The sequence below is a fragment of the Arthrobacter sp. Cr_A7 genome (assembly GCF_029222765.1).
Classification (GTDB): Bacteria; Actinomycetota; Actinomycetes; order Actinomycetales; family Micrococcaceae; genus Arthrobacter.
In genome coordinates this window covers 1-12317 of sequence record NZ_JARHXQ010000188.1, presented here as the reverse complement: position 1 = coordinate 12317, position 12317 = coordinate 1, and the positions used below count along the sequence as shown (strand labels likewise).

9 protein-coding genes, 1 tRNA gene and 1 other RNA gene are annotated in these 12317 nt (G+C 67.1%); 5 read left to right on the top strand and 6 right to left on the bottom strand.

The features are described 5' to 3' along the window. Positions 1-8: 8 nt before the first annotated feature. On the bottom strand, positions 9-1367 hold the full coding sequence (locus P2Q66_RS11200) for an aspartate kinase (RefSeq protein WP_079598147.1): 1359 nt from the start codon (positions 1365-1367) through the stop codon (positions 9-11). A 217-nt stretch (positions 1368-1584) separates the two neighbouring features. Between P2Q66_RS11200 and P2Q66_RS11195 the strand changes: the two genes are divergently transcribed. From P2Q66_RS11195 to P2Q66_RS11185, 3 genes are all read left to right on the top strand, one after another. Beyond that, a complete protein-coding gene (locus P2Q66_RS11195) occupies positions 1585-2544 on the top strand; it encodes an ABC transporter ATP-binding protein (RefSeq protein WP_345795629.1) in 960 nt (319 codons plus the stop codon). Continuing rightward, a complete protein-coding gene (locus P2Q66_RS11190; RefSeq protein WP_275728051.1) occupies positions 2541-3668 on the top strand; it encodes an ABC transporter permease in 1128 nt (375 codons plus the stop codon). Before P2Q66_RS11195 ends, P2Q66_RS11190 begins: the two co-directional genes overlap by 4 nt. Positions 3669-3792: 124 nt before the next feature. Then, positions 3793-4914, top strand: coding sequence for a hypothetical protein (locus tag P2Q66_RS11185; protein WP_275728048.1), 1122 nt, complete (start codon positions 3793-3795; stop codon positions 4912-4914). Positions 4915-5006: 92 nt separating this feature from the next. Here P2Q66_RS11185 and recR read toward each other — a convergent pair whose 3' ends face one another. The 4 genes from recR to P2Q66_RS11165 form a co-directional block, all read right to left on the bottom strand. After that, entirely contained in the window at positions 5007-5606 is a 600-nt protein-coding gene (recR, locus tag P2Q66_RS11180) for a recombination mediator RecR (protein WP_079598146.1), read from the bottom strand. An 87-nt stretch (positions 5607-5693) separates the two neighbouring features. Further along, the gene (locus P2Q66_RS11175) at positions 5694-9179 is read right to left on the bottom strand and encodes a DNA polymerase III subunit gamma and tau (protein ID WP_275728047.1); all 3486 of its coding nucleotides are present in this window, start codon (positions 9177-9179) and stop codon (positions 5694-5696) included. Between the two features lie 51 nt (positions 9180-9230). Next, positions 9231-9327, bottom strand: an RNA gene (ffs, locus tag P2Q66_RS11170) — signal recognition particle sRNA small type. Positions 9328-9372: 45 nt separating this feature from the next. Beyond that, on the bottom strand, positions 9373-9696 hold the full coding sequence (locus tag P2Q66_RS11165) for a hypothetical protein (protein WP_275728046.1): 324 nt from the start codon (positions 9694-9696) through the stop codon (positions 9373-9375). A gap of 324 nt (positions 9697-10020) precedes the next feature. On the opposite strand from P2Q66_RS11165, the gene P2Q66_RS11160 reads away from it, so the two are divergent. Continuing rightward, positions 10021-10105 (top strand) — tRNA-Ser (locus tag P2Q66_RS11160). Positions 10106-10203: 98 nt separating this feature from the next. Here P2Q66_RS11160 and P2Q66_RS11155 read toward each other — a convergent pair. After that, complete coding sequence (locus P2Q66_RS11155) at positions 10204-11127, bottom strand: oxygenase MpaB family protein (RefSeq protein WP_275728044.1); 924 nt, start codon at positions 11125-11127, stop codon at positions 10204-10206. Between the two features lie 186 nt (positions 11128-11313). Here P2Q66_RS11155 and P2Q66_RS11150 point away from each other — a divergent pair. Next, a partial coding sequence (locus P2Q66_RS11150; protein WP_275728042.1) for a M23 family metallopeptidase occupies positions 11314-12317 on the top strand: 1004 nt, incomplete at its 3' end.

Genomic DNA, 12317 nt, shown 5'->3' with positions numbered 1-12317 from the left:
GGGCAGGCTTAGCGGCCCGTGCCACCGTAAACGGTTGCTTCGTTGTCGCTGTCCAGCTCAAACGCCTTGTGGATCACGCGGACTGCCTCGTCGAGGAGGTCAGCATGGGTGACCACGGAGATGCGGATCTCGGAGGTGGAGATCATGTTGATGTTGATGCCGGCGCCGGACAGGGCCTTGAAGAATGTCGCCGAAACACCGGGGTGGGAACGCATGCCGGCGCCGATCAGGGAAAGCTTGCCGATCTGCTCGTTGTATTCGATGCTCTCGAAACCGATCTGGTCCTGCGCTGCGTGCAGGGCGGTGAGGGCGTCGGCGCCCTCGACGATCGGCAGCGTGAACGAAATGTCCGTCCGTCCGGTGCCGTGCGTGGATACGTTCTGCACGATCATGTCGATGTTGGAGTGGGCGTCGGCGATGACCTGGAAGATTGCGGCTGCCTTGCCGGGGATGTCCGGAACGCCCACAACTGTGACCTTGGCTTCGGAACGGTCGTGTGCAACGCCGGAGATGATTGGCTGCTCCAAGGCAACTCCCTCTTGAGTGGTGATCTTGTCTTCGGCGCTGGGAATGACCCAGGTGCCTTCATGCTGGCTGAATGATGAACGGACGTGCAGCGGCACGCCGAACCTGCGGGCATACTCGACGCACCGGAGGTGCAGGATCTTGGCGCCGGAGGCTGCGAGTTCGAGCATTTCCTCGCTGGAGATGGTGTCAATCTTCTGTGCCGAGGGGACAACGCGGGGGTCTGCCGTGTAGATGCCGTCCACGTCGGTGTAGATCTCGCAGACGTCGGCTTCCAGTGCGGCGGCAAGCGCCACGGCGGTGGTATCTGAACCGCCGCGCCCCAGGGTGGTGATTTCGTTGGTGGCCCGGCTCATGCCCTGGAAGCCGGCAACGATGGCGATGTTCCCCTTGTCGAGGGCGGTGCGGATCCGGTGCGGATCGACGTCGATAATGCGGGCCTTGCCGTGGATGCCGTCAGTGATCATTCCGGCCTGCGAACCGGTGAAGGATTGGGCGGAAGCGCCGAGCTTGTTGATGGCCATGGCCAGCAGCGCCATGGAGATGCGCTCGCCCGCGGACAGCAGCATGTCCATTTCACGGGCGGGGGCGGAATCGGTCACCTGCGCGGCGAGGTCCAGGAGTTCGTCCGTGGTGTCACCCATGGCGGACACCACAACCACTACCTCGTTGCCGGCTTCCTGGGCGTCCACCACGCGCTTGGCAACGCGTTTAATGCCGTCGGCGTCCGCCACGGAGGATCCGCCGAACTTCTGCACGATGAGCTGTTTGGTCACCGCACGGCCGGTGGGCAGCACCTGGGGCTGCGTTGTGTTGTGCACTTCGGTAGTGGGCGTACTCATGCGCGTACCTTCACTGGATCAATTGGAGTTCTGGAGGTCAGGCAGCCTGACGCCAGGACGGCGCGACTTCCTCCGACAGTTTATCGCCGCGCGCAACGCGGCGTTGAATTGTGACCGAATCTCCGCCCGCAGGAGGAGGGCCGGGGAAGGACGGCGGGCGTACGCTCAAGTGATCGGATGCATAAAACTGTGGGGGACAGGTGCGTGGAACATGGCAATGATGTCGGAAACATCGGAAGAACCGGACGGGCCGGTGCCCGACGGCGGTATTACGGCCAGGGCGGTCAGCCGCAGCTTCGGCGCGGTGCACGCCGTCGAGCATATGGACTTCCATGCCCCGGCCGGCAAAGTCACGGCCCTGATAGGGCCGAACGGCGCAGGCAAGACAACACTCCTGCTGATGCTGGCATCGCTGCTGGCACCGGATGAGGGAAGCATCAGCGTCGGCGGGCTGGACCCCAGCCGGAACCGGGCCGAGGTCCGCAGCAGGCTCGGCTGGATGCCTGACACCCTGGGCGTCTGGGAGTCACTGACCGCGCGCGAGATCCTCACCCAGATGGCCCGCTTCTACCGGCTCCCCGCTGCCGGCATAGGGCAAAGGGTTGCTGAGATGCTGCAACGCGTCCGGCTGGCCGACCTCGCCGACCAGCCCGCCCGCGTCCTGTCCCGGGGACAGCAGCAACGGCTCAGCCTGGCACGTGCATTAATCCATGATCCCTCCGTCCTGCTCCTTGACGAGCCGGCATCGGGGCTGGACCCGGGCTCGCGGGTGGAGCTTCGGATCATGCTGCGGCAGCTTGCGGCTGAGGGCAAAGCAGTGGTGGTGTCCTCCCACGTCCTGAGCGAACTTGACGAAATCGCTGACGGCGCCGTGTTTGTGAACAAGGGGCGTACCGTCCGGCAGCAGACCACCGAGGAGGCCGCCGCCGGTGGCCGGCGGTACGCCATCACGGCATCGGACACCTCCGCGCTTGCCGCCACACTCACGGAGCTTGGCCTGGTGTTCCGCGCTGAGGACGGGCGCCGCCCGGGCGTGAGCCTCACCCTCCCCAGCGAAGGGGACGCGGAGAGGCTCCTGCGCGACCTGGTGCTCGCCGGCGTCGGCATCACTTCCTTCGCTCCAGCGGCCGGAGCCCTGGAAGAGACGTACATGAACCTCGAGGGGGAGCGGCAATGAGCCAGCTGACAGGCAACCGGGAGGACACCTCCCGCTCAGGCGTGGCAGCGGCCTACCTGGCCGGCATCGGCCATGTGGTGACGTTGGAACTGAAACAGCGGCTGCGGTCGCGCGGCTGGTACATCATGCTGGCCATCTGGTTCCTGCTGACGGGGCTGGTCACGTGGCTGACGTGGGCAAGCTGGAATGCCTCGCAGGCCGCCCAGCGGGCATTCGGCATGCCCCCGGAGTCCAGCGGCCCGGGCTCCATGATTTTCGAGGTGGTCCTGGCGTTCGTCCTGTTGTTCGCCCTGCTGGTGGCGCCTGCCTTGTCAGCCAATGCGGTGAACGGCGACCGGGCCGGCGGAACACTTGCCATCCTTCAGGTAACCCTGCTGGAACCCGGCCAGATCCTGTGGGGAAAGTTCTTTGCCGCCTGGCTCGCGGCGTTGGGCTTCCTCGTTGCCAGTACGCCGTTCCTGGTCATCGGCGTGGCGCTCGGCGGGCTGACCCCTGGCCACGTGCTGGTGTCACTGCTGATGCTTGCCGTGGAAGTGGGCGTCGTGTGCGCCCTGGGCGTCGGCATCTCGGCGCTCGCCGGCCGGCCGCTGTTTTCGATCGTGGTGACCTACCTTGCGGTGGCCGGCCTGGTTTTCGGAACATTGATCTCCTTCGGCCTCGGCACGGGGCTGACACAGGGAACGGTAATGGCCAACAACGCCCAGTACCGCGAATATGCGCCGCTGCAGTCGGGCCCTTTTGAACCGACGTACACCTGTTCCGGCCCGCTCCGCGAGCAGCCGGCACTCCACACCGAGCGCGTGGCGTGGACGCTGGGAATGAATCCCTTCGTGGTGGTGGCGGACGCGATTCCGTACCGGGACCGCACCAACCAGCAGGGTTTCCCGTCCGTGGGAGCGATTGAAGGCATCAGCCAGGCAGCGCGCCAGTCAATGGCAGGGCCGGAGGGTACCGTGCCGTGTGCGAACGGGATCGTGCAGCCGGCCTACCTGGGGCAAAAGACACCGCTGTGGCCCCTCGGCCTTGGCCTTCAGCTGGTGCTGGCAGGGCTTTTGATGTGGCTGGGCTGGCGTGCCCTCCGGACGCCTGCCCGCCGCCTTGCCCGGGGTACCCGCATCGCCTGAGCATGCAAGCTCTGGACAGGCCCGCGGCGTGGGACCACGATGGGACGTAATGGAGTTCGTGCGGCCGGCGTGCCTGCCGGTTTCAGCCGGGGCTGGGGCCTGACCAGGGAAAGGTGGGTCCCCCGTGGCCGACGACCCGCAGTCATCTGTTGATTCGATGGCCGATCCCTATTTCGAGCCGATCGGGCCAGGCGCCTTTCCGCCGCTGCCGTACGACAAAGACATCGACAACGACGGCGACGACGGGCGGCCGGGCCGCGATGCCCGGCGTTTTGTGGCGGCTGGCTTTGTGGCGGCCGGGCGGGCGGCCGTGGCCGACGTGCTGGGAACCGTCCGGACACTTCGGTTCTGGGCAGTTGCCGTGGCTGGCCTCTGCACCACGTGGGCCGTTGTTGCCGCCTTGGTGCTCCTGCCGGGAACGGCCGGAGATTCTACGGAATGGGTGCCTCCCCCGGTCCTTGCGTACGTGATGGCTTCGTCGCTGTTGCCGGCTACGGCCGCCTTGGTGGCAATGCACTGGGGTATGCGGTACTGGGCGCCGGCGGCCGCCGGCGGGGATCCGGAGCGCAGGATCTTTGCTGCCGTGCTCGCTGCAGCGTTGCGTGGCCTGGTCTTCGCGGTGCTCATCCTCACCACCCTGCTGCTGCAAGCGGCGGCCGCCGGTGAACCCGGGACTGCGGCGGCCATTTCGGCCGGCGTCGCAGTGATTGAAGGCGCGCTCTTCGGAGGCATGGGGGTGGCTGTTGCCGCGCTGGGGTGGCGTGCTGGCCGGACGCGTGTTGCCGGCTGGGCTCTGGCATTGTTCCTGGTGGCAGGAAGTGTTGCAGCTGCTGCTTTCCTGGTGCCCGCCGTCCGGACAGAGGAACCGGTCACAGTTGCCCTGAACATCGAGCGGGCGCCGGATGGATCCACCGTCGCCTACGAGTGCTCAGCCGTTTCGGTGGGGGTAGCGGAGGTGTACCGGACGGAGCGGGTTATGTGGCTCCCCGCTGCCAGTCCCAGCGTTCTGTTTGTGATGTTGGCCGGAGACGCCGGCACCGGCGCCGGACTCATCAGGTCCCTGTCAGCGGCATTCCAGGAAGCGGCAGACGGAACCCAGGTGCTGTGCGTCAATGGTGAACCGCGGAGCAGGGATGCACAGCGCATGCCGATGGCCGCGGTAGGGCTTCTCCTGCAGGCAGCGGTGGCAGGTGCGCTGCTGGTAGGTGCACACGCGGCAGCGGACCGCCGTCGCCGGTCCGCCTAGCGGGCGCATGCTGCGCGGCTGGCAGAACTCCGCGGCAAGTACGCCCCTGCGCGCAGCCGGGTTCCCTGCCGGTGCCCGCAGGGGCGGGGCGGTCAGGTCAGTGCGTTCCGCCGGCCTTCGAAGGCGCGTCCCAGGGTGACTTCGTCCGCGTACTCCAGGTCTCCGCCTACGGGGAGGCCTGACGCGAGCCGGGTGACTGCGATGCCAATGGTCTTGAGCATGCGTGCCAGGTACGTTGCCGTCGCCTCGCCCTCCAGGTTGGGATCGGTGGCGATGATGACTTCCTGGATGGCACCGTCATTGAGCCGTGTCAGCAATTCCCGGATCCGCAGCTGCTCGGGGCCAATGCCGGCGATCGGATTGATGGCTCCACCCAAAACGTGGTACCGGCCGCGGAACGAGCGCGTGCGCTCTACGGCCAGGACATCCTTGGATTCCTCCACCACGCAGATGACCGCGGGGTCGCGGCGGGGGTCACGGCAGATGTTGCAGAGCTCCTGCTCGGTAACGTTGCCGCAGACCGTGCAGAATTTGACCCGGTCCTTGACCGTGGTGATTGCGTCCACCAGCCGTTTCATATCCTGCGGGTCTGCTTCAAGGATGTGGAACGCCAGCCGCTGTGCGGATTTGGGTCCCACGCCCGGAAGGCGTCCGAGCTCGTCTATCAGCTCCTGGACAGCACCTTCGTACACGATTTCCTCTTTAGCTTGGTGTGGACAGCGGGTAAAGCAAAGGCATCCGGAGCAACGCCGGCCGGTTCAATGACCGGCCTGTAACCGTCAGTATCGGGGCGGGAGGGGGCTTCCGTCGGCGGAGCGCTCCTCAATCAGCTTTCCGCCCAGAATACGCTCCACCGCCGCGCGCCCGAACACACCGGACTCCTCGATGGTCTCATCGTCAGCGCTGGGGATGTCCTGGACATAGCTGGCGGCAGCCGCAACCGCCCGGGCAGGTGCCTTGGCGCGGCCAGCCTCGGCTTCAGGACTGTTGGACAGCCGCTGGTAAAGGCTTTGCCGGGTTTCTCCGCTGCCGGCCCCAGGGGTTGCGACCGGAGAAGGCGCGCTTGCCCTGGAGGCCGCGGGGACTGGCGAACCGGCAGGGGTTGGCCGGGGCGGAGCGGCCGTGACGGGAGCGGCAGCGGGCGCAGCCGACGCCATGGCGTACTCCGGGGCCCGAACGCGCTCAGGTTCGGGCGCGGCCGGGACCGGGAAAGACGGCGCTGGGGAGGCCGAGCCTGGCGATGCAGAACCAAGGGACGCCTGTACTGGGGTTGCCTGCCCCGGGAAAGATTGTCCGGGTGCCACCGGCTGTGCCCGGTCCTCAAGGGAAGAGGCAGGGGCTGAGGCAAGGCCCCAGTCCGGTTCCGCGGGCACCCCGGGCGTGGTGACCGGGATGGACGGTGGCACCTGGGCCGTGGCGGGTTCGTAGCGGGGCGCTGCTTCCTGCCCGGCCCCCGTGCCGGAAGTGGCGGGGGAAGGCGTCCTGCCCACGTTGCTCTCGTTCCCGACAACCCACACCCCGGGTGCCTGTTCGACGGCCCGGGCCCAAGGATCGTGGGCAACATCGGCAGCGGCGGGACGGTGCGCCGCCGCAGCTCCGGGCGCGGCGGTTTGGTCCTGCCTGTCCTGGCTTCCGGAGCTGCGGGGAGCCGGTGCCGTCACAGCTGGAGCGGGGCGGCTTACCCCTCGGTTGGAAGACGGCTCCCAATCCAAAGGGGGTTCCTCATCCAGCGGTGGAGCGTCTTCGTCGCGGGGCGCGCCCCAGTCGTCGTCCGAGTATGAGTAGTCCCCCGCCAGTGGGGGGTAAGAATTGGTTCCGGCTGATGCGGGGGCCAGCGCCTGGGGCTGGGAGGGCACACCTGCGGCCGGACGCCCACTTGCTTCCCGGGACGGGCGGGCAGGGTTCGCGTCCTCGGGGTGGGCAGGCGCGGGGCCGGTGGCTGGTGCTGCCGCTCCAATGCCTGCCACCGCACTGCTGCCGGATGCACCCCCTTGGCGGATGCCGTCAGGGCCGGGCCCTTCGCTGCGCCTTTCGACGCTGGGAGTGTGCCCGGACCCGGAAGGTGTTGGCGCCGGTGTGGCCGCGCCTGCGGGGGAACTGGAAGATCTCGGCGCCGGCACGGATGTGGCTGGCGCGGGCACCAGCCCCCAGGCGACGTCAGCTGACGTGGCCGGGGCTGTATGGCTGACTGGCGCTTTTGGGTTTGGCTCAGAGCTCGCTTGCACGCCGCCGCCGGCCACCGCGTTGATCTGGCAGTCGATGCCCACCGTCTTGTGGATCGCCTGGCGCAGGTTGTCCGAATGGTCGGCACGGCCGAAGGCCCCCGCCAGTCCGGACGTCGTGAACGAAAGGGTGAGAACCGCTCCGTCGAAGGCGCTCACCTGCGCGTTGGGTTCCACGAGGGCCCACGTGCTGCGCTTGATCCTGGACAGGGTCTGCAGGACATCCGGCCAGGCGCGGCGCAGGACTTCGACGTCGCCCATTGCTGCGGGGGCAGCCGCCGGGGCGGGGCTGGTGGCAGGGGCATTGCCGGGACCGTTGGCTGGACCGCCGGCGACGGCAGCCGCGGCCGGGCGGGCGGCGGCGGGACCGTTGGCGGCACGTTCCACTCCGGCGGCAGGAACCGGGGGAGCGACCGGCGCAGGAACGGAACGTTCGGGGGCGGGGCGTGCAGGTACCGGGCCATCAGGTGACCGGCGGACAGCCGAGGTTTCGTCCACGGGCCAGTCATTGGTGCTCACGCGGGGAGCCGTCAGGGGTGTGCGGGCGGCGGCATCCGACGATGCACTGCCGCCAGGGGCGGGAACGCCCCGGCCGGCTTCAGCGGCTGCCGGCTCCGGCGCCACAGGCTGGCGTGATTCCTCCCGTGGCGAGGCCGCAGGCACCCCTGCGGGTTCCGGATGAACCGGGCGCACTCCGGCAGGAGAAGCTGGCTCGGCCTGAGCGGCCTGACCATCGTGTGCGGCCACGTGCGGAGCGGCTGCGGGGGAGGCTGCAGTTCCGCGTGCCGCCTGGGGAGCGGGGGCAGCGGCAGCTGGAGCAGCAGCTCCGGCGCTGGCCGCACCCATGCCGGCGGGAGCGCCGACGTCGTTCCCGGCGTAGTTGAGGCGCCGTTCCACCCGGTCGATCCTTGCGGCCATGCCGCGCTCGTTCTGCTCGGAGCTGGGCAGCAGGATGCGGGCGCACAGCAGCTCGAGGTGCAGCCGCGGGGATGTGGCACCGGTCATCTCGGTCAGCGCCGTGTTGGTGACATCAGCCGCCCGCGACAACTCGGCGGCGCCCAGGTTATGGGCCTGGTTCTGAAGCCTGGCGATCTGGTCCGCGGGCATTCCCCGAAGGATGGTATGGGCGCTCTCCGGCATCGCCTGGACAATGATCAGGTCGCGGAAGCGCTCCAGCAGGTCCTCGACAAAGCGGCGGGGGTCATGGCCGGTTTGAATGACCCGGTCCACCGCCCGGAAAACGGTGGCGGCATCAGAAGCAGCCACCGCCTCAACGACGTCATCGAGGAGCGAAGCGTGGGTGTAGCCGAGCAGTGCGACGGCGAGCTCGTAGTCCAGGCCGTTGGGACCGGCGCCGGCCATGAGCTGGTCCAGCACGGAGAGCGAGTCGCGGACGGACCCTCCGCCGGCGCGGATGACCAGCGACAGCACGCCGGGAGCCACCGGGACGTTTTCCTGGTTGCAGAGCAGTTCCAGGTAGGCCATCAGGGGCTCGGGCGGCACCAGGCGGAAGGGGTAATGGTGGGTGCGGGAGCGGATGGTCCCGATGACCTTGTCCGGCTCGGTGGTGGCGAAGATGAACTTGATGTGTTCCGGGGGTTCTTCAACGATCTTCAGCAGGGCATTGAACCCGGCGGACGTCACCATGTGGGCTTCATCGATGATGAAGATCTTGTAGCGGTCCCGGACGGGGGCGTACGTGGCCCGTTCACGGAGATCACGGGCATCGTCCACGCCACCGTGGCTGGCGGCATCGATCTCGATGACGTCCAGCGATCCTGACCCGCCACGGGCAAGTTCGACGCAGCTTGGGCACGTGCCGCAAGGGGTGTCGGTAGGGCCTTCGGCGCAGTTCAGGCAGCGTGCCAGGATGCGGGCCGACGTGGTTTTACCGCAGCCCCTGGGACCGGAAAAGAGGTAGGCGTGATTGACGCGGTTTTTCCGCAAAGCCGTCATCAGCGGCCCGGTGACGTGCTCCTGCCCGATGACGTCTGCGAACGAGTCGGGACGGTATCTGCGGTAGAGGGCGGTAGTAACTGTCACAGAGAAAACCCTACCAATCCGGGCTGACATCCTGCCGCCCTGTGGGGGAATAGTAAAGACCCCCCATGCACCCGCCAGAGCCCGCCTACCCTTGCTACCTTCCGGTCCTGGGGGAGTTCAACAGGATGACGCCACATGAGGGGCCGTCAGATACTTTACCCGAACATCCGGTCCGACTCGAATCGGCCGTCCGTCAGCGCCAGCCCTGCACCTGCCAGCTCATAAAAGCCGGTTCTTCATAAGGATGGGCGGCGCGCAAGGCGGCAACGACGGCGGCCAGAAAGGGCTCCTCGACCACGCACTCAATCCGGTCCTCCGCCACCTTTTCGCTCCTGCCCACCTGCCCAACGAACGGCTCGGCGCCATCCCGCGGAGTGAAGGAGCCGGTGCCGGGTGAGACGAAGGAACAGTGGGAGTAGTTGCCAATCCTGCCTGCCCCTGCGTCACCGATGGCCTTCAGGACCAGGTCCGTGTGGGTAGCAGGGGTGTAGGCCACCAGGGCGTGCAGCTCCGTCATGGTTTCTATCGTGCCCGAAGCATAAGGGGATTCCCCTGATTTCCATTGCCAATCCCTTCGCCACGCACGATCATGGGTATGTACACCGATTGGGGCAATCTCCTGATTGTGAGCTGTGTGGCCTGGCTGAACGGGGCCGGACCCGGCAGCTCAACGGGGTACCAATGGAATGGGCGCGTTGGGGGCGTCCATTTCGGCGTTAAGCCGCAGAAAGGTCCGGCTGAAACCGGGCGCCGCGGATTCGAAAACGGCGCGTAAACGGCCGATTGGGCGATGCGCGAAACATCAGGTACTCTAGTATCTGCTTTTGATTCAGAAGCAGCTGGAGAATTCGCCTAGCGGCCTATGGCGCACGCCTGGAACGCGTGTTGGGTTAACGCCCTCGGGGGTTCAAATCCCCCATTCTCCGCCGGTCGAGAACCCGGTCCCACATCGTTGGGGCCGGGTTCTTGCATTTGCAGCCGCTGCCGGATCCTGGCTATGTCCACACCGTTCCTGGGGCAAGGGTTATCCCTCGTCTGCCATTGGAACGCCCAGGCGCCGCAGCCGGGCCCGGGCGGCCAGTTCGCTGGGTCCCCGTGGGCCGAGGGCAAGGCGGACGACGCCGAGAACGGCTTTTGTGGCCAACTTCACCGGCAGCGGGAACGGGCCCAGCCGTGGAACATCCAGCCCGAGCATCTGCCGGTACCTTGGCTCGAGGCTGTACACGGCTCCCGCGAACAGGATCCGGTAGCCGGGCCGCAGCAAGGGATGCAGTGGCGCGTTGCGGATGAACTCCACGGTTTCCGCCACCCGCCCGTCCACGCGCAAGTCGCCGTTTTCATACCAGCGGTCCAGCTGGCGGCGCATCTCCGCCTCGCTGAGCGGCGGTTGGGGCACGCCCATCAGCCTGCCCGCCTGCGCCCACTCCCTGACGTAAGCGTCCGGTCCGCCGGGAATGGCCCCGCCCCAAATTTTGTGCGCCGTGAGAAAAGCGTCCGTAAAGGCAATGTGGATCCAGCTTGCAAGTTCGGGGTCATTGGCGCTGTAGCTGCGAATCGCTCCCTGATTGTCGCTGTAATTTCCTTGGACCGGCTCGTGCAGCCGGCGGACCATGCGTGAGGCCTCCTCAGCCGCCCCTTTCGAGCCGTACGTGACGGTGAAGATCCAGCGGATGGTGTTGGCCAGCCGGCCCAAGGGGTCTTCGCGGAAATTCGAGTGTTCATGGACCCCGGCCAGGGCGCCTGGATGGAGTGACTGCATCAGCAGCGTCCGGATTCCCGCCACGATGGGGGACATTGAACCGTGCACGGCCCAGACTGCAGAGCCGGGCAGGTGGTAGCCAGGGTCATCCCCTTCTTCCAGCCGCAACGCCCAGTCCGGCGGCGCATCGGCCTTGCCCGTAAAGGTCTTCTTGAGTTCGTCCTGCCATTTCCGGAGGAAACTGCGCATAGCCCATTGTCGCCCATGCCCCTGTCCCATGGGCCGGTGCGCAGGCAGTTGCGTCCCCCAAATATCCACAAACTTTGGCCCAAGGGTTTTCCCATGGTTACGCCCATATGTTCAGATAGAACTTACCCGTCAAGACAGAGTGCGGGTGGCCAAATTTTTGGGGTCAAATTGGGCAAGCATTCAGGAATGGCCAAGAACAGGCGCGCCAGGCGTCGCGGTGTTGCCGCGGCGCGGGCGCTGGCAGTTACCGGCGCGCTGGCGGTATCCATCGGCGCACTGAATGTGTCCGGCGGTCCCCTGGAATCCCAGGTGCTCGAGGCGTCCAGCACCCAGGCCGGCGGTGTCTCGGGCAGCGCGGTGGCCTCCGGCACTGGACCACAGTGGCCCTTCTTTGATGTCGGGCTTTCATCTTCGCTTAACCCGAAGCCCGGGGCCCTGGCTCCCGCCGTACTCACGGACTCCCACATTGCCGTGTCCTTCCCGCGGACGCTCGTCAGCAGTTCCCGTCCGGAATGGGCTCTAACAGCGTCAGTTGGGCTGAACGGAGTTGGCAGGCCGCCGGCGGGTTACCTGATGGCACCCCTGGAGCTGCTGAACGCCAGCTCGCCCTACGGGTTCCGTGTGAGCCCGCTGACGGGTGAACCGGGAGAATTCCACCTGGGCCAGGACTATGCCGCTCCCTGCGGAACGCGGGTTTACGCTGCTGACTCCGGCGTGGTCCGTGCCGCCGGGTGGCATCCCTGGGGCGGCGGCAACCGCGTGGAGATTGACCATGGCAACGGCCTGATCACCACGTACAACCATCTCGAGTCCGTCGCGGTCCGCAGCGGGGACACGGTGCACGTGGGACAGGTCATCGCCCGCGTGGGCAGCACCGGCTGGTCTACCGGGTGCCATCTGCACTTTGAGACCATCCTGGACGGCACGCACACCAGCCCCCTCAACTGGGGCCTGATTCCGCTCCGTGCCCTCGTGGGATCCGGACCTGGGCAAACGTCGTACGCGCCAGGTGCAGGCTCGCCGTCTGACACCCCAACCAGTTGGACCATCCCGGACAAGCACGGCGTTGTGCCGCTGCTGCGAGGTGTCGGGGCAAAGACGCCGACGACGACGGCTCCCGCGTCGTCGCCGACGGCACCGCCAGCACCGCCTCCCTCGATTGCCGCGCCGGCACCGGCGCCTTCGCCGTC